This is a genomic window from Chryseolinea sp. T2, from assembly GCF_037203685.1.
GTDB lineage: Bacteria > Bacteroidota > Bacteroidia > Cytophagales > Cyclobacteriaceae > Chryseolinea.
Genome location: NZ_JBBCAU010000002.1, coordinates 22294 through 40857 on the forward strand (window position 1 = coordinate 22294; position 18564 = coordinate 40857).

At 48.8% G+C, this 18564-nt stretch carries 11 protein-coding genes; 5 read left to right on the forward strand and 6 right to left on the reverse strand.

Features of this window, described 5'->3' with window-relative positions:
• From WBG78_RS05095 to WBG78_RS05105, 3 genes are all read left to right on the forward strand, one after another.
• Window positions 1-1443, forward strand: coding sequence for an efflux transporter outer membrane subunit (locus tag WBG78_RS05095; protein ID WP_337325305.1), 1443 nt, complete (start codon window positions 1-3; stop codon window positions 1441-1443).
• Between the two features lie 255 nt (window positions 1444-1698).
• Window positions 1699-2829: a sensor histidine kinase gene (locus WBG78_RS05100; RefSeq protein ID WP_337325306.1), complete on the forward strand. Its 1131-nt coding sequence runs from the start codon at window positions 1699-1701 to the stop codon at window positions 2827-2829.
• Between the two features lie 120 nt (window positions 2830-2949).
• Window positions 2950-6726 (forward strand): metallophosphoesterase, encoded by a 3777-nt coding sequence (locus WBG78_RS05105; RefSeq protein ID WP_337325307.1) that lies wholly within the window; start codon window positions 2950-2952, stop codon window positions 6724-6726.
• A 14-nt stretch (window positions 6727-6740) separates the two neighbouring features.
• Here WBG78_RS05105 and WBG78_RS05110 read toward each other — a convergent pair whose 3' ends face one another.
• On the reverse strand, window positions 6741-7385 hold the full coding sequence (locus WBG78_RS05110; RefSeq protein ID WP_337325308.1) for a DedA family protein: 645 nt from the start codon (window positions 7383-7385) through the stop codon (window positions 6741-6743).
• A gap of 313 nt (window positions 7386-7698) precedes the next feature.
• On the opposite strand from WBG78_RS05110, the gene WBG78_RS05115 reads away from it, so the two are divergent.
• Window positions 7699-10050: a TonB-dependent receptor gene (locus WBG78_RS05115; RefSeq protein WP_337325309.1), complete on the forward strand. Its 2352-nt coding sequence runs from the start codon at window positions 7699-7701 to the stop codon at window positions 10048-10050.
• Between the two features lie 141 nt (window positions 10051-10191).
• Window positions 10192-10605, forward strand: a complete 414-nt coding sequence (locus WBG78_RS05120; RefSeq protein ID WP_337325310.1) for a response regulator — start codon at window positions 10192-10194, stop codon at window positions 10603-10605.
• An 11-nt stretch (window positions 10606-10616) separates the two neighbouring features.
• Here WBG78_RS05120 and WBG78_RS05125 read toward each other — a convergent pair whose 3' ends face one another.
• From WBG78_RS05125 to WBG78_RS05145, 5 genes are all read right to left on the reverse strand, one after another.
• Complete coding sequence (locus tag WBG78_RS05125) at window positions 10617-12614, reverse strand: OmpA family protein (protein ID WP_337325311.1); 1998 nt, start codon at window positions 12612-12614, stop codon at window positions 10617-10619.
• A 100-nt stretch (window positions 12615-12714) separates the two neighbouring features.
• Window positions 12715-14400, reverse strand: a complete 1686-nt coding sequence (locus WBG78_RS05130; protein ID WP_337325312.1) for an N-acyl-D-amino-acid deacylase family protein — start codon at window positions 14398-14400, stop codon at window positions 12715-12717.
• A gap of 273 nt (window positions 14401-14673) precedes the next feature.
• Complete coding sequence (locus WBG78_RS05135) at window positions 14674-16341, reverse strand: N-acyl-D-amino-acid deacylase family protein (protein WP_337325313.1); 1668 nt, start codon at window positions 16339-16341, stop codon at window positions 14674-14676.
• An 82-nt stretch (window positions 16342-16423) separates the two neighbouring features.
• The gene (speB, locus tag WBG78_RS05140; RefSeq protein ID WP_337325314.1) at window positions 16424-17215 is read right to left on the reverse strand and encodes an agmatinase; all 792 of its coding nucleotides are present in this window, start codon (window positions 17213-17215) and stop codon (window positions 16424-16426) included.
• A 79-nt stretch (window positions 17216-17294) separates the two neighbouring features.
• On the reverse strand, window positions 17295-18512 hold the full coding sequence (locus WBG78_RS05145; RefSeq protein ID WP_337325315.1) for an alpha/beta hydrolase family protein: 1218 nt from the start codon (window positions 18510-18512) through the stop codon (window positions 17295-17297).
• Window positions 18513-18564: the final 52 nt, after the last annotated feature.

Genomic DNA, 18564 nt, shown 5'->3' on the forward strand with positions numbered 1-18564 from the left:
ATGAAAACCAAGTCGTTACTATACTATATAAAATTCATTGCTGCCACGAGCATGCTTGTTGCATGCGCGTCCCAACGACCTGAATACCCGAAGCTGCGGGAGGTTCCGGCTACTTATAAACAAAACAGCGATACCTCATCGACCATTGCGCGAATTCCAATCCGATCGTTCTTCAGGGACTCATTGTTACTCGGACTCCTCGATGAAGCTTTGCGTGAAAATCTTGAGATTAAGAAGGCTTATCAGCGTCTGATGATTTCCCAGGCAGGCTTGCGCGCGTCAAAGGGAGCATTCCTTCCGACGGTTAACGGCGTGGCTAGTGCAGCTCAGCGTCGGTTCGGTGATTACACCATGGATGGCATCGGTAATTATGATACAAACTTCTCCGATAACATCGGCGATGATAAACGGATTCCCGAACGCCTGCCTGACTATTATATCGGTGTGCAAAGCACGTGGGAGATCGACGTTTGGGGCAAGCTGCGCAATGCGAGGCGTGCCGCGGCCGCACGAGTCCTGGCAAGCGAGCAGGGCAGGCGTTGGCTCACAACGAGGGTCATTACCGAGGTGGCTTCTTTGTACTACGATCTGCTATCACTGGACAACGAACTGGCGATTGTAAACAAGAACCTGCTCCTCCAGGAACGCGCGGTAGAAGTAATCAAAGTGCAAAAGATGGCCGGAAGAGCAAATGAGCTTGGTGTTCGCCAGCTAACCGCGCAGGTACTCAACACTCAAACGCTACGATCGAAGCTGAAGCAGGATATTGCAGAAGTAGAGTATCGAATGAATTTCATGCTCGGAAGATTTCCTCAAACAATAGAACGCGGTAATCCTATCATGGAACAACGCCTGCCCGAGTCGCTGCATATTGGCATACCCGCACAGATGCTGATGCGACGTCCTGATGTTCAGGCAGCAGCCTACTCACTTGAGGCCGCAAAAGCGGATGTGAATGCCGCATACGCTGCATTCTTCCCGACGATCGCGCTTAGCGCATCCGTTGGATTGCAGGCATTTGATCCTTCCAAGCTCTTCAACGCCGGGTCATTGGCCTATTCTCTCCTGGGAGGACTCACTGCACCTATCCTCAACAGGAACCAGATCAGTTCACAATTCCGGATCTCATCAGCCAATGGATACGAAGCATTCTATGAATACCAACAGGTGTCCATCGATGCGTACAGAGATGTGATGACAAACCTGTCGCGAATCGATAACTACGATAGCATGTCGCGCTACAAGACGGAAGAGCTTCAGGACCTTAATCTTGCCGTGCAGGCTTCAAACGATTTGTTCGCCACTGGCTTTGCAACTTATCTTGAAGTGATCGCGGCACAACGCGGTGCACTGGATGCAGAACTCACGCTGGCACAGATACGTCGTGATCAATTCAAAGCTGTTATTGATCTTTATCGTTCCCTGGGAGGAGGATGGGAATAGACAAAAAACCAAAACATTACATGGTCTGTTTTGACCTGATAAGCAACCCAACGACCATACTGTTGATTGAGCTGACAAAAGCCGTCGGACGAACGGGTTTATCCGACCATTCAGGCCATGTTTCGATATTTGGATGGCTCATTTTTTTTAGGGAATCTATCACCCTGATTGCCCGTTAAATTGAGTAAATTTAATTGAAGCGTCCTCTTGCAGTCGAGGACGATCGCGGCGTACGAAGAGCAAACGGGTGAGCTTATGCAGAAGGAGGTGAGGATATTGATGTTGGAGAACTCTGAGGAAGAGGCGGGTAAAATGCTTGATGCGTTAAAGGATAGCAAGCTCGTATATACTTCAGCTCGTACCTCTTGCGGCAATGAAGCTTGTAACTACATCGACTCATTTCGTCCCGACATCATACTTGCAAGTCCATCGCCTGCCATCGACGTAATTGATGCGCTACGGCAATGCCTCAAGAAGACTCCCGATATTCCGTTCATCGTTGTTAGTGATAGCGTCTCGGAAGAATTCGCGGTGGAGGCACTGCGCAGCGGAGCATTCGATTACATCATCAAGCCCGATCTCTCCAGGCTACCGCTCACGATCAAGTCGGCAATACAACAGCGGCGCCAGGAAAACTCCCGGCGGCGTCATGAAGTTCTGCTGCGCCATCAGAATGCTGAACTCAAGAAAGTGAATCGCGACCTTGAGATGTTTGTCCATAGCACCTCTCATAACCTGCGCGCGCCACTTCGTTCAGTGCTTGGCCTCATTTATCTTTCACGTCAGGAACTTGCAGCGGGCAAGCTGGATAACCTGGATCAATACTACGGCCTGATGGAAAACAGCATTCATGCGCTCGACGATACCATCAAACTGATTCTTGACTACTCCCGCACAAAGCAGCTCGTTGAAGAAGTTGAGGAAATCGACTTTGAGAGGATGTTTGAAGAGATTTTCAACAACCTCGAACATATCAACAGTCCTGAAGCCATAACAAAAGAAGTTACGGTACACCCGGGGCGACCGTTCTATTGCAGCAGAATGAAATTGTATCTGATATTGCTCAACATTGTGTCGAATGCCATCAAATACTATGACCCCGCGAAGGAGAGATCATATGTACGCATGCAGGTTCGAAGGGTGTCTGAGCAGGCCGTCATTGAAATCGAAGACAACGGCATCGGTATACCTCTTGAACTGCAGCAACGCGTTTTCGACATGTTCTATCGTGCTACCGAAAGCTCCGAAGGATCCGGATTAGGACTGTTCATCGTAAAAGAAACTATTGAAAAGCTGGGGGGTACCATTGAATTGTCATCAGTTCCCGGGCTCGGCACGACCTTCCGGCTCGTGATACCCAATTACGTAAGCTCGGCCTCCGTTTGACTTGACAGTTATCTAAGCCTGGGAGGCGCACTCAGAGTCAGCGTTCAGACAATTTTTTTATCGTTTTATACGACTGTACGGCTAAGTAATCGTTCGACAAAATCGATTACCTTTCCATCCATGTTCCGAACCCTCTTTTCCATCGCTCTGATTGCAGCAGTACTGGCGTCTTGCGCAACCTATAAGCGACACTACGCACGCGACGCAAAACAATGGGATCAGGAGTCGCAGGCAGGCGACCTCCGGCTCTTACACACGATGTATCTGGTCGGCGATGCGGGCGATGCTACGCCCGAAGACATGCCGCGGGTGCTTACCTATCTCAAAACAGTATTGCCCAAAGAGTCATCAAAGAGTTCAATCATCTTTCTGGGCGACAACATCTACGAATACGGGATGCCCCCAAAAGAAGATTCAGTAAACCGAAAGATCGGCGAATTCCGGATCACGGCACAGCTGGCAATTTTGGATGAGTTTAAAGGTCGTCCGGTGTTTGTGCCAGGCAATCACGACTGGCGGGGATGGGGACAGAAGGGTCTGAAAAGCCAGGAAAAGTTTGTCGAAGACTACATCAATACCAAGCGGGGAATTGACGACAAAGATGATTGGGAAAATTACCTTCTGCCCGATGATGGCTGTGCAGGACCAGAAGCGATTGAACTGAATGATGGGATCGTAATCATTGTGGTCGATTCACAGTGGTGGCTCCAGGATTCCGACGAGGAACCCAAGATCAATGATGGATGCGCGGTGAGGAACAAGGCGTCGTTTCGTTTTCAGTTTGAGAACATGATACGCAAATACAAGAACCAGCAGGTGGTCATTGCCATGCATCATCCTCCCTATACGTATGGGCCACACGGCGGTGGATTTGCCTTCAAGGACCATGTGTTTCCATTGACGGAGTTGAATCCAAACCTCTATGTACCGCTACCCGGTCTTGGAAGCATCGCCGCTATTTTTCGTGCGAGTATCGGGTCAAAGCAGGATGTCGCGCACCAGGATTACAAGGAACTACGTTCTGCGTTGATGGCTGGCACAAAGAAGAATGGTTCATTCATATTCGCAGCTGGTCACGAGCACGCCCTTCAATATATTGAGAACGAGGGACAGCATTTTATAGTGAGCGGCAGCGGCTCGAAGAAAAGCCCTGTAATGCTGGGACGCGGTTCGAAGTTTGCCTCCGGTGCGATGGGATACAGTACCGTTTCTTTCTACGAGGGAGGCGAGTCCTGGGTTAGTTTCTACGAGGTGAATTCGGAAGGTACGGCCGCTGAACTGGTTTATAAGAAGCGTGTTCGTGAAGGACATCGCGGAGACGCTGAGACAATTCCCACATCCTTTCCCGAGTATGATCAGCACAAGGAATCAGTTAGCCATTCCGTTGTAAATAACCGCGTTGATGCAGTTGGCGGATTTCATAATTTCATGCTTGGCGAACATTACCGTAACCTTTACCTGCAGCAATATCAGTTTCCGGTCCTTGACCTGTCGACGTATAGAGGCGGCGTTGTACCGATTAAGCAGGGTGGAGGCAACCAGACAAATTCTCTCCGCGTTCGCGATAGTGAAGGCCACGACTATTCTCTCAGGGGAATGACAAAAGACGTGTCCCGCTTTCTTCCTTATCCTTTCAACAAAATGGTGGCAGCGAAATACGTGGTTGAAGACAACTTCCTCTCCACCCATCCTTTTGCACCTTTGGCGGTTCCTCACCTGGCCGATGCAATTGACGTTTATCATACTAATCCCAAACTGTATTATATCCCTCCACAGCCTGCGCTGGGCGCGTTCAATGTAACATTTGGCGGTGGCGTTCACCTTGTCGAAGAGCGGCCGGCAGGTAAGCACTGGAAGAATGCTCCGTGGTTTGGATCGCCCGACAAGATCGTGAGTACTCCTGATCTCACGGAAAATTTGCTGAAGAACAACAAGTACAAGGTTGATCAGCAATGGGCACTCCGCACGCGCATGCTCGACTTCCTCATCGGCGATTGGGACCGGCACGATGATCAATGGACGTGGGCAAGCTTCGAAGTATCTGACGATAGTATATTATACAGACCAATCCCGCGCGATCGCGATCAGGCATTCTCACGGTATGACGGCGTTATCTCATCTGTCGCAAGACAGACCATGCCATTCCTTCGCCAACTGCAGGTCTATGGGCCGGATATACGAAGCATGAAGTGGACCACCTGGAGTGCCCGCCTGTTCGACCGGAGCTTCCTCACAGAACTGGAATGGAAAGAATGGGAAGCTGAAGTGAAAAGAATCCAGGAACGACTTACCGACGCTGTTATCGATAGTGCTTTTCGCGACTGGCCTGCCAACCCCGAACTTCGGGAACAGCAGATCGCTGCAGCTGTTAAGGCACGCCGTGATCACCTGATGCAAATCGCCCGCACTCATTACGAATTTCTTTCTTCGTCGGTCGATGTTGTTGGTACGGACGATCCCGAAAGATTCGTCATCGAGCGCATAGATGGACAAACCCGTGTAACAGGTTATGAACTCAGTAAGAAGGGAAAACAAAAGCGAGTTACCTATCAGCGTACATTCGACAATGCCGTAACAAACAGTATTCAGATCTATGGCAACGGCGACGATGATGACTTTGTTGTTCGGGGCAGATCAAAGGACGGTATCAAACTGCGGCTGATCGGTGGTTTGGGTAAGGATAAGTTTTATGACAGCTCCCGTGTTGCAAGAGGAGGGAAGAAGACTCTGATTTATGATGACCTTCGTAAAAACTCTGTTTTTGGCGGGGCTGAAACCAAAGACATGCGCTCATCCCTTTCCCGCTATAACATCTACGACCGCAGAGGCTACGACAGCGAATACGACATAACGATCCCATTCCCTATCGTTGGCTATAACCCGGACGATCAGTTCCTCATTGGCGCGCAGTTCGACATGATCAAGCACACTTTCAAAAAGGTGCCATATGCGTCTCATCAGCGATTCGGGGGAAGTTTTGCCTTTGGAACCAAGGCCGTTAAGGTGAACTACCAGGCCGACTTCCTCGATGTGTTTCGAAGCGTCGATGTGTTTATAGACGCACGTTACCACGGACCCAGCTATGCATTCAACTTTGCCGGAATGGGAAACGAAACGAAACGTCCCGTTGATGATCCAAACTATTATCGCGTCAGACAGGAGGGATTGTTTCTGTTGCCTGCACTTAAGAAACGCTTTGCCGGTATCAGCGGATATTTTACAGTGGGCCCGACGTTCCTTTTCGCTCATACTGAAAATACCAACGGACGCTTTATCCACGAGTACGGTGAAGATGGCAATGAACATATCTTCGACCGCCTTTATTATGCAGGTGCCCGTGTCGGATTTCACTACAATAACGTCGACAATTTCTTTTCACCACATTCAGGTATTCGTCTGAACTCGACTTTCGATTGGATGGAGAACCTTAAAAACGAGAAGGGATTTACAACATGGCGGAATACGCTTTCACTCTATAAAGCACTCGATCGCCGGGAGAATCTTATTCTTGCTACGCAGTTCGGCTACGGTCAGAATTTTGGTACCGGTTATGAATTCTGGCAAATGCCATCCATCGGAGGCTCAATGGGACTACGTGGATATCGCACAGAACGATTTTATGGCGACATCATGTTCTGGCAAAGCACCGATCTGCGCGTTCGTATCGCCAGCAGTCGTAATCCGATCGTTCCCTTCACGGTGGGGCTATACGGCGGATTTGATTACGGCCGTGTATGGCTCAAAGGTGAAAACTCTGATACCTGGCACAACAGTTACGGCGGAGGCCTCTGGTTTATGCCGGTTGATGCATTGGTCTTTTCCTTCGGCCTCTTCATGCCTAAGGAGGAAGACGAAGAGTCACCGCGGTTTGTTTTCAAACTCGGCTTTAATTTCTAGGACTGCAATAGTATTCAGGACTCCAGCCCCTGGTCAGTGGGAGCTCTCTTCGCCCTGCGATAGGAAAGGATCACCGGTATCGCCGTTACGACAATCAGTGTGACAATAATGAATTCGACGTTATCGACAAGACCGGGGAAAAGGCTTCCCAGCCAATAGCCTGCCATTACCAAAGAAGCGATCCACAACGACGCTCCAAGCAGGTTGTAGATGAGAAACTTCTTGACATCAATTCTGACAAAGCCCGCGAGTATAGGCACGAAGGTCCTGACAATTGGAAGAAAGCGCCCGACAATGAAGGCCATCATGCCGTATTTGCCATAGAAATCCTGGGCCATGTCCAGGTATTTTTGTTTGAAAAACAGATTCGAATCCTTAGGCCTGAAATAACGCTTGGCCCACACTCCGAAATAATATCCGACGCATGTCCCTGCAAATGCGGCAATAATCAGCAGGCCTACAAGTATCCCTACCGGTTGATCGATGTACTTAGAAGTCGTCAATAATCCCGCAACGAACAGCAATGAGTCGCCCGGCAGAAAGAACCCGAAGAAAAGCCCCGTTTCAGCAAATACAATAAAGAGCAAAAGTGCGAGCCCTCCGTATTGTATCAGATACTGAGGATTGAAAAATTCAACTATGGACAGAGTAATTGTCATTCGGGCTCCGCTATTATGTTCAATTACTTACGGACAATGAAGCCAATAAGATCAATTTTATCTGGGATAAGGGTGCAAGCTAGCGAAAATGAGGCAGGGAAAAAGCCGCTCATCATTGATACAGGATGGTGTTGAAACAAAAATATTTTTGTAATAGAACCGGATCATCCTGCAGAAAATCAATAGCCTGGGGGCCGTTCTTATATGAATTTGCCCCTTAGGTCCTGCGTATTGCGCCGAACACACGGTTGAGGCTGTTGTTTTGACGTAAAAACAGTAAATTCACGCCCTATTTTATCAATCTGATTTAGTGATGAGGTATTTTCTTTCGTGCATTTTCTTAGTGACAATCTTCTCTGTTTCCGCACAGGATGGGAACATTCTTTCAGGTAAAATTACCGACGATCAGGATCGTGTTATTGGTCACGCGTCAGTTCGGTTGCTCAATACAAACTTTGGTGCCATTACCGACGCTAGCGGACAGTTTACAATTGGTGGACTTCCCTCTGGCCGCTTTATCGTGCAGATATCTGCTATAGGTTACGCTACACGCACAGCCGACGTAACTATAGGAAATGAAAAGGCAAACTTTGACTTCAGGCTTTCTGAATCTTCGACACAGCTTGCTGATGTTGTAGTAACGGCACAAAAGCAGGAAGAGGACAAGCAGAAAATACCCGCGACTATCAGTACGCTTTCTTCTGAACAGGTACGGGAGTATCGTTTATGGAATGCGCGCGACATCACTGCCATTGTCCCCAATCTTTATTCTAACAACTCCGGTGATAACCGCAACGTGACCTCTATTCGTGGCATAACCACTACGTCGTACGATCCGGCCGTTGCCACCTACGTTGATGGCGTGAATCAGTTTACCCTCGATACTTACATTCCGCAGCTGCTGGATATTGAACGCATCGAAGTGCTGAGCGGACCTCAGGGCACACTTTACGGACGTAATGCTATGGCGGGTGTGATCAACATTATCACCAAGCAACCGACCAACACGCCATCCGGCTTTGGCGAAATCAACGTCGGTAATTATGGCCAGGCGCGATACGCGCTGGGTTATCGCACTCCACTCATTCCTAATAAATTGTTCTTTGGAATCAGCGCCGTTTACGAGAAGACTAACGGATTCTATACGAACCTCTACAACAATTCGGACTTCGATAAGCGTAGTACGCTGACCGCAAATTATTTTCTGAAGTATAATGTTTCTCAGCGCTGGGCCGTCTCGTTGAATATGAAACAAAATATTAACCGCAACAACGGGGCCTTCCCGTTGGCGGGTAGCGTAGAGGATGCCTTCTCAAATCCTTTTACTGTAAACCAGAATGCAACGACTAAGCTGATCGACGACAATTTCAATGGGTCACTTGTGGTCAATCACAGCGGTGACAAGATTAACTTCTTCTCGCAGACAGCATACCAGTCGAACTATCGTTACTATGAAGATCCTATTGATGGCGATTTTTCTCCTGCTGATATTGTCACCATCATCAACAATTATGGAAAGGACTGGAACAATGTGAAGGTTCTGACGCAGGAGTTTAAATTCTCATCGCCAGCGTCACTCACATCTCCATTTAAGTGGACAGCAGGAACATATCTGTTCCATCAGTATACACCAAACAAGCAGGCAACCAGATTCGGTGAAGACGCCTGGATGTATGGTATCGATGATGCGAACTTCTCTACCATTAACACAACAACCGCGTATGGCAATGGCATTGCAGTTTATGGACAGGGTACCTACACGTTCTTTGATCACCTTGACGTGACTCTGGGTCTTCGCTATGACTACGAGCACAAGAAGCAAACAGTTTTAGGGGAGTACCAGCACGATCCAGATCCGAATCCGATGTTTGAAACGCAGCCTGATACGACTGGAAGAGCCGATTTTAATGCGATCTCTCCCAAGCTGGCCGTGGCCTACAGGCAGGGAAATCACACCTACTATGCGTCTTATACGCGTGGATTTCGCGCGGGTGGTATGACGCCGCTTGGATCAGATCCTTCACAACCGCCGCTCTATCCTTACAAACCAGAGTACAGCAGCAACTATGAAGTGGGTACAAAGCATTATTTCCTCGACAATAAGGTAATGGTCAACGTATCATTGTTCTATATCAAAGTTACCGATGTCCAGGTACCAACGCTGGTGTTACCGGATGCCATAACCATTACTAAGAACGCTGGCGAGCTTACAAGCAAGGGGGTAGACCTTCAATTTTCGGCTACGCCAGTTAAGAACCTTCAGTTCGACTATAACTTTGGCGTGAACGACGCTAAGTACGACAAGCTAAACCTCTCACAGGATGGCAATGAGACCAACCTGAAAGGCAACAAGCAGATCTTTACTCCAGCCTTTACGTCGATGGCTGCCCTGCAATACGGATTTATGGCCGGGCCAATAAAGCTGACAGCACGCGGCGAGTGGATGATGCTAGGCGAGCAATATTTTGACCTCCCCAATACGATCAAACAGGATGGATACAGCCTCTTCAACGTGCGGGCAGGTGGGGCTTATGACCGCTATGAGCTTATGTTCTGGGGCCGAAACCTCGGCGATGAGCACTATATCGCCTATGCCTACAACTTTGGCGCGACCCATCTGGGCGATCCCCGCACTTATGGTGTTACATTTAGGGTAAACTTTTAGATGAAAGTTGTCGGGTATCTTTATCTTTAACCCCAATACCCAGAAATCAAATTCACTATTTGAATTACGCGACCGGTGCCTTTTCGTGAAAAACAGCACCCGCAGCGTGATCAAATAAAAATCGTATCTTGAGAGCCAGGCATGTCAACCAAAATACCAAACCTGTGGATCATTGATGACGACCCTATGTCGTCATTCTACATCAAACGACTTGCAGAACTCGGTGAACTCGCCCACATCATCACCATTTACAACACTGCACAGGGAGCTATTGATTATTTGCTTCATCACAAAAAGACGGTTGAACACCTGCCGGACATTATCATGCTCGACATCTATATGCCGGAAGTCGATGGATGGGAGTTTCTTGAACAGCTTCGGGAAATAGAGCATCAGCTGATGAAGAAGGCCGAGGTATACATTATCAGTTCTTCCAATCACCCGCGTGACTTAAGCCGGGCAACGTCGGTGCCTGGGGTAAAAGCATACTTCCAAAAGCCGGTAACGCTGGAGGTCCTGAAGGATATGGTGAGCGCCTTCATGCAAAAGCGCTGATAACATCAACTCTACTTAATAATTTCTATTTCCGTCCGTCGGTTGATCTCACGACCACCTTCCTCGTCATCGTTGGAAACGATGGGCCTGTCCGAGCCATAGCCCTTGGCAGTCAGCCTGCTCTCGGCAATCCCTTTCTGGGCCAGGTAAGCAACCACTGATGTTGCACGCTTAAGCGACAATGCCTTGTTGGTGGCCGCATTACCGCTGTTGTCGGTGTGTCCGTTGATCTGCACGCGAAGATTGGGATTGCCAACCAGCAGCTCGCGGATGTTTTCAACCTCGGCAATTGACTCGGGCCGAAGGTCCGATTTGCCTACGTCAAAGAAGATGTTTTTCAACACGACTTTTGAACCGATCTCTGCCTTAACCATGATGATGTGCGTATCAATCTCCTGGTAGTCGGCAAATGCCGGTACATTGAAGTTGATAGAGTTAAACAGGTAGCCGGTTTTTTCTGTAGCCACACCGTAGTTTCCGCCGTGAGGAATGGTAAGTTCGAATTCACCTGTAGCCGGATTGCTGTTGATCTTGGCCATCACCTTATTATTGGTGTTGTCGATCAGCGAGATCACAGCAGCCAGCGGCGCCGCCGAGTTCTCATCAATTACTTTACCCTTTAACAAGGTGACAACTTTAGAAGCCTTCTTCGCAGCAATTGACGGATCAATAAACTCCTCAGCCTTGGGTATCTCTGTTTTAGGCTTTTCTGCTGCAGCCACTGCCGCAGGCGTTGCAACAACGGGCTTGGGCTTAGGTTTATACTTTGGCTCCAGGAATGTGATTGAATAAACGTCCGCATCCCCGAGACCGCCTTCCTTTACAGTCGAAAAGTAGCCCTTCTTTTTATCGGGTGACAATGTGAAGAATCCATCGTATTCCCAGGAGTTAAGTGGCCAGCCAATGTTCTCAGGCTTCGACCATTTATTATTCTTAAACTCTGAAACGAATATGTCGCTGTTACCTAAAGTAGGATGACCGTCGGAAGAGAAGTATAAAGTAACTCCGTCGTGGTGTATAAAGGGTGAATCCTCGTTGTCAGGAGTGTTGACGACAGGTCCCAGATTTACAGCCTTGCCCCAATCGCCCTTTCCATCGAGCTCGCTCACATAAATATCCAGCTCTCCGATTCCTCCAGGTCTGTTGCTGGCGAAGTATAGTTTCTTACCGTCTGCAGTTACGCTGGCAGAAGTTTCGTAGAAAAGCGATGTGTTAATGTTTTTATTCAGCGGCCTTGGTTTAGACCATTCGCCACCTTCAAGAGTGGAAGTGTAGATGTCTCCTTCGCCTTCTTCGTAATACAGGAACAGCGTTTTACCATCCGGAGAAAGCGATGCAGCAGCATCGTTGTATTTGATGTTAATATTGGAACTGATGAGCTTGGGTTCCGACCAGCTGTTTCCACTTCGCGTAGCTACGTAAATGTCTTCGAAATTTGCATTGGCTTTGGCCCTCGCAGGATCGTCAGTTCTGTTCGAAGTAAAAATAAGAGTGTTGCCATCCGCGGAAATGATGGGCGAGTAGTCGCTGTAAGGTGTGTTGATCTGGCCAAGGTTCTCAATGATGACGTTGAGTTCATTTTGAGAGAGGGAGTCGGCAATGTGGCACTCGGCGATGCGTTCGTCGGCTATGGTACTCAACTCCTTCTTCTTCTTCTTGAAGCGTTCGAAATGGTCGATTGCTTTCTTGAATTCGTTCGTGTTCTGAAAAGCAATGCCAAGATGATAATCTATATCTGGATTGACAGCGGGATTGAGACGGTATGCCTTATCGATGTACGACGCAGCTTTCGATTTTGTTTCCGAGTAAAGATAGGTGAGGCCTATCTTGAAATTCAGGGAAGCGTCGTCAGGGTTCAACGCCTGGGCTGCCAGGAAAGACTCAAGCGCATGTTTGTAGTCTTTCTTGGAATAGAATTTATCACCTGCGGCAATGAGTGTCTTTTGATCCTGGGAATAACCCCTGAAAAGCACCATGAACAGCGCAGTTGTCAATAAGAAATGGCGCATATCAGCGGACAAGGTTCGACCAAAAAAAAGAGGGCTAACAAAGATCGAAAATCGGCCCGCCAATGGTGCCGCATAATTCGCAGGATGGTACCAGACTCGATTAACGGTCGGAACTGGGGGTCCAGCCTGGACCCCGTACCACGCGGCCAGGTGTGGCGCCGGTGTGCTCGCCGTTACTCATTACAACTGTGCCGTTGACAAGGACGTATGACATCCCCGTTGCGTACTGCATCGGGTTTTCGAACGTGGCGTGATCCTGAATTTTCGCAGGGTCAAAGACCACGATGTCGGCATAATTTCCGGCGGCCAGTGTCCCTCTGCGTTTTATCTTAAGGTTTGATGCTGGCAGTGAAGTCAGCCTTCGGATGCCTTCCTGCAGTGGCATAATCTTATCTTCCCGAATATACTTGGCAAGGAAACGGGCGAAGTTGCCGTAAGCCCTGGGATGCGTGCTTGACTTAAGGAAGGCGCCTTCAGGTGCGGAAGATTCCGCGTCGGAGCCAAGGCTGACATAAGGCAATTTCAGTTGTCGTTTTATGTTGTCCTCCGACATCATAAAATATACTGTACTAACACGCGTGCTGTCTGCAATGACGAGATCCATCGCAGTTTCCTCCGGTGACTTTCCATTTATGCGTGCTACCTCTGATAGTGTCTTACCTGTATAGCGTTTGAGTGAATCATTTGCAAAACCCACCAGCAATACATTGTCTGTGCTGCCCGCCATGAGAAGCAGATTCTCCCATCCGTCTGTGCGTGTACGCATCTCGTTGGCCACTCTTTTCCGGATGGCCGGATCTCCCATGCGTTTCATCCATTGATATATGCCTCCTTCCTGAACCCACGGTGGCATAGCTGCATCGAGACCAGTTGCGCCGGCGGGGTAAGTGTACATATCTGCCGTGATATGCAGGCCCGATTCGTTCGCTGCACTGATCATTTGGATGACCGTATCAAGTTTGTTCCAGTTATCGGTACCTGCCATCTTCAGGTGATAGATCTCCGATGGAATCTTTGCTTCGCGCGCAATCTTAATCGTTTCGCCTACGGCTGAATAGATCGAGTTGCCCTCACTGCGCATATGAGTGATGTAGATCCCCCCATACTCTGAAGCAACTTTACACAACTCTATTAACTCGTCGGTTCCGGCATAGTTGCCGGGCGCATATATAAGTGACGATCCAATGCCAAGTGCACCTTCTTCCATGGCGTTTCGCGCCAGGTCTTTCATGCGGCCAAGTTCTTCGGGAGTAGGAGCGCGGTTTTCCATTCCTAGCTCGTGTATGCGTAGCGTTGTGGCTCCCACAAACGAGGCCACGTTAGGGGAAACTCCTTTTTTTTCGAGCCATTCGAGATACTCGCCGAGGGTTGTCCAGGGAATTTCAAATGAATAGTCGCGCATCTGCGAGATCATCCCTTTCCGTATGTCGTCGTTCACTGGCCCAAATGAGATGCCCTCACCAAACACCTCGAGTGTAACCCCCTGGCGAATGTCGCTTTGTGACTTGCCATCGAGCAATAGGCTCTCCGTTGCCCAACTCAGCATGTTGATAAATCCTGGAGCAACTGCCATGCCTTTAGCATCGATAACAGTTTTTGCTTCTGCTCCGGACAGATCACCTATTTCGGCGATTGAATCTCCAACTATACCAATATCGGCGGAATAAGGTTCTCCTCCGGACCCGTCATAGACGGTGCCATTGCGAATGACTGTATCAAACGATTTTCGTTTCGAACAGGAGAAAAGAACGAGCAGTGTTAGAAAGCTGCAGAGCAGGCGGAACATGATTCAGTTTAGGTTTTCGGAAAGTAGTTCTTTTTCCATTACGCCCAAAGCCGCACATAATAATCGGTTTGCGGTAATTTTCCGGAAACAAAGGGCCGCAAGACGTGGCATCCAAAGGGTACCTGAGACACAGGAAAAAATTAAGAATTAAGAGTTAAGAATTGGCTGTCACGACCTTCGATCGTGGTTTTTAGTCAGCCGAAGGCTGGTAGCAAATTCTTAACTCTTAATTCTTAATTCCTTCGGTCCTGCAAACCTTCCAAAAGAGAAGATCTATTTCTGACCGGAACGATACCCAGGGCCTCTAAGAACGCGTCCCGGCTTAGCACCGGTGTGTTCACCGTCCTTCAGCACGAGAACACCATTCACGAATACATGTCGCATACCGACGGCATATTTCTTTGGCTCTTCAAATGTTGCCTGGTCCTGGATTACAGCGGGATCGAAGATGGCAAGGTCTGCATAGTTTCCGGCAACGAGAATGCCTCGTTTCTTAAGCTTAAGATTCGTTGCAGGAAGTGATGTTAAACGCCGGATAGCTTCATGAAGACTTAATAATTTCTCCTCACGAACATATTTCCCCAGCACACGCGCGAATGTTCCATATGCTCTCGGATGAGTACCCCAGTCTTCAAATATTTTGGCCTCCGACATAGAAGCGCCATCGGAGCCAAAGCTTACATAGGGTTGTTGCAAAATGCGCTTGATGTTTTCCTCCGATTGCTGATAGTAGACGGCAGCAATAGTTGACTTATCCCGCATTACCAGATCGATAACCGTTTCGTCAGCATCCTTGCCATGCATACGGGCAACTTCATCCAGGCGTTTTCCCCGGTACTTCTTATTCAATGAATCGAGCCTGAAGCCGAGGAGCTGTACATCACTTGCATCTGAATTCTTGTAGGGAATTCCCATGCGCATTTCATACAAAACCTTCTTTCGCATGGTGGGGTTTCTCAACCGCTTACGCATCTCTGCGGCACCACCTTCCTGCACCCAGTTTGGCAATCGCGCCGTAAGACCGGTAGCGCTGGCGATATAAGGATAGTTGTTGGCCGAGATTTTCAGTCCGGCACGACGGGCACTGTCAATCTTAAACAACACCGTGTCGATCTTATTCCAGTTGCGCGCGATGTTGATTTTCAGGTGATAGATCTCAGTAGGAATTTTGGCTTCGCGCGCTATCGTAAATGTTTCATTCAATGCTTTCAAAATGAAGTCTCCCTCGCTGCGCATGTGAGTTGTATACATGCCCCCGTAGGATGCGGCAACACGCGCAAGGGCAATCAGTTCGTCTGTCGACGCATAGTCGGCGGGTGCGTAAATAAGAGAAGACCCTAGTCCCATGGCGCCTTCTTCCATTGCCTGGCGCACAAGGTCCTGCATACGCTTTAGCTCTTCAGTATTTGGTGGCCGTTTGTCGTATCCTACTTCGTGTATCCTTACCGTTGTCGCACCGACAAATGAAGCCGCATTGGGCGAGATGCCCTTCTTCTCAAGAAATTTGAAATAGCCTCCCAGTGTTGTCCATAAACTGTCAACCGGCCTCGCTGTTGCTTTGCGTTTTGTTGGGCCAGGACTCCATCCTTCACCGAACACTTCAAGTGTTACACCCTGCTTGATATCACTCATCGATGTGCCATCAAGCAATAAACTGCGATCTGCCCAGCTTAACATGTTGATGAATCCGGGAGCGATAGCAAGCCCCGACGCATCGATCTCTGATTTGCCCGTTGCGTCGCGCAGATCGCCCATGGCAGCAATCGTGTCGCCATTCAGGGCAATGTCTCCCTTAACGCCTGGCTTACCGGAGCCATCGTATAGCGTCCCATTGCGAATTACAACATCATACTGGGTAACTGGGCGGCGGTTACAGGCGAGAATAATGAGAAGGCCGAAGCAAAAAATCAGAAGTGGGCGCATGGCGAAATGAAGCCGCATGTTAGTTACGTTTATTAACAAAAGAAAACACGCGGTCGCCTCAATACTCGATTCATCGCGCGCGGTGACGATTGTCCCGCGCTCATGTCATCAACAAACGCGCCAGTAGTTCTTTATAGCACTTGGCGGCAACCATAGCGGTCATACCATGAATATCACGAATGGGATTAAGCTCAACAATGTCGGCTCCCACAAGATTGCAATCGAGCTGTTGAATAATGTTCAGTACCTGCCGTGTTGAAAATCCACCCGGTTCATGATGAGAGACTCCCGGAACAAACGCAGGGTCCAGAGCATCAAGATCCAATGATAGGTACACAGGACCATCAATGACAAACCGTAAGTCATCGTTCCAGTCTTTCATTTCGATAGATTCAACACCGAACCTCGCCACCTGTTCCCGTTGATGACTATTGTAGGTACGAATACCTACCTGGATGAGCCGGCTTGCCAGATTCGCTTCCATAATGCGCGCAAAAGGGCAGGCATGTGAGAACCGGTTCTCGTTGAAGGAATCGTACAGATCACCGTGGGCATCAAGATGAATAATGGTAAGCTCGCGATAATGTTGCGCGAACCCCCGAATGATGGGATAGGTGATTGAATGATCACCGCCAAGGCATAATACCTTATTTCCCTGTTGGACACGGTTGCTTACGGCTGACGTTATTGCATCAAATGCGGCAGGCATCGGAGGCAACTTAAGATCGCCGTCGTCTTTTAGTTTGGGATGACGTTCAAGATTGAGCGAGTCCTCAGTCCAGTAATTTGCCGAGTCAGAATGAAATGCCTTCCTGATCTCCGTAGGGGCGGCGGCTGATCCGCGAAGGTATGATGAGTTCTCGTCTAACGGTATGCCTATAGTAAAAACCATTGCCTGGTCATTATGCCCCTTATTGAAACTACTACGTTGTCCTCGTTGAAATTCCGGGCTACCTGCCCGACAAGGTGCTCTATTTGAGATGCGTCATCATCCACTTCGACATCCGATCCCACATATCTTCTGTATATACGTGTCCTGTCTGTGGATAAATTACATTTATAAACGACGACTCCGCTCCATACAACTGATAGACACGGCGCACAACTTTCTCGATGTGATGAATACCTTCCACTGGCGATCCTGAATCCTCATCACCAGTCATAAACAGCATTGGCCGTGGGGCTGCGAGGCTGATAATTGCCTCGGTATCAAAATAATTGAGCATACCCGGTACAAAGTAATAGATGCCATGAGCCTTCAATTGCTGCGCGGCAATCAGCTCTTCATAGCGCGTCATGCACCCAACGGCCACTCCGGTTTTCAAACGCTCATCAAGTGCCATAAGCCACCAGGTACGAGTGGCACCCATGCTGATTCCGGTAACAGCAACCCGCGATACATCAACGTCGGGTCGCGTAAACAAATAATCGATGGCCATCTGGTCATCGCGTACCATCATGCTCCACAATGATCGTCCCAACCACAATTCTCTTTTCGAAGTTGATAATTCTTCCGCTCCACCCTTTTCATCCGGTCCGCCAGGCCCGCGACCACTTCTTTCTCCAAAACAATAAGCATCTATGGCCACTACCAGAAATCCCATCTGTGTCAGCGCTTCCGCCGGAATCTGCGGCGTGTGATGCGTGGTAAACAGCTCGCGCTTTCCGAGATCATAGTTTCCGCCGTGCCAGTGACAATAATAAATCGTGGGATATGTCTTCAACTTTCCCTTCGGAATCAAAACAACACCTGGAACAATTGCGCCCGCACCATTGTCAAATGAAAATCTTTCTTCAAAGTAGTTCCCCTTGTCTTCGCGCTTTTCAACGGTAACGTTCGGTGACTTCGGACGCGCCGGCAGTGCACCCATTAACTTAACGAGAGTTTCGCGCACTGCTTTCCTGTTCGCCTGCCATTCAGCAAGCGTAGCGGGAATCGGGAATTCAGGGGCAGCAACTTTCACAGGTTGTGCTAAGGTAGAAGAGGCGGAGAAAAAAAGGAATAGGCAGAGGATAGGAAAGCGTCTGATAGCTCGGTACTCACTTGCCAGTGAGTCCTGAGTCCTTAGTCCTGAGTCCTTAGTAGGTACTGAGTAGTTATAGTGGTCCTTAGTATTTAGTCCTGAGTCCTTAGTAGGTACTGAGTACTTATGGCCTTTAGTGACGACAAAATCCTTTCGCAGCTTCATTGACGAACAAGATCACCGAACTACTATTAAACTCCAACTACTAACGACCAAA

Excerpts from the sequence above, each read along its gene's own strand:
- WBG78_RS05095 (WP_337325305.1), top strand. The coding sequence starts at position 1 with ATGAAAACCAAGTCGTTACTATACTATATAAAATTCATTGCTGCCACG.
- WBG78_RS05100 (WP_337325306.1), top strand. The coding sequence starts at position 1,699 with ATGCAGAAGGAGGTGAGGATATTGATGTTGGAGAACTCTGAGGAAGAG.
- WBG78_RS05105 (WP_337325307.1), top strand. The coding sequence starts at position 2,950 with ATGTTCCGAACCCTCTTTTCCATCGCTCTGATTGCAGCAGTACTGGCG.
- WBG78_RS05110 (WP_337325308.1), bottom strand. The coding sequence starts at position 7,385 with ATGACAATTACTCTGTCCATAGTTGAATTTTTCAATCCTCAGTATCTG.
- WBG78_RS05115 (WP_337325309.1), top strand. The coding sequence starts at position 7,699 with ATGAGGTATTTTCTTTCGTGCATTTTCTTAGTGACAATCTTCTCTGTT.
- WBG78_RS05120 (WP_337325310.1), top strand. The coding sequence starts at position 10,192 with ATGTCAACCAAAATACCAAACCTGTGGATCATTGATGACGACCCTATG.
- WBG78_RS05125 (WP_337325311.1), bottom strand. The coding sequence starts at position 12,614 with ATGCGCCATTTCTTATTGACAACTGCGCTGTTCATGGTGCTTTTCAGG.
- WBG78_RS05130 (WP_337325312.1), bottom strand. The coding sequence starts at position 14,400 with ATGTTCCGCCTGCTCTGCAGCTTTCTAACACTGCTCGTTCTTTTCTCC.
- WBG78_RS05135 (WP_337325313.1), bottom strand. The coding sequence starts at position 16,341 with ATGCGGCTTCATTTCGCCATGCGCCCACTTCTGATTTTTTGCTTCGGC.
- speB (WP_337325314.1), bottom strand. The coding sequence starts at position 17,215 with ATGGTTTTTACTATAGGCATACCGTTAGACGAGAACTCATCATACCTT.
- WBG78_RS05145 (WP_337325315.1), bottom strand. The coding sequence starts at position 18,512 with ATGAAGCTGCGAAAGGATTTTGTCGTCACTAAAGGCCATAAGTACTCA.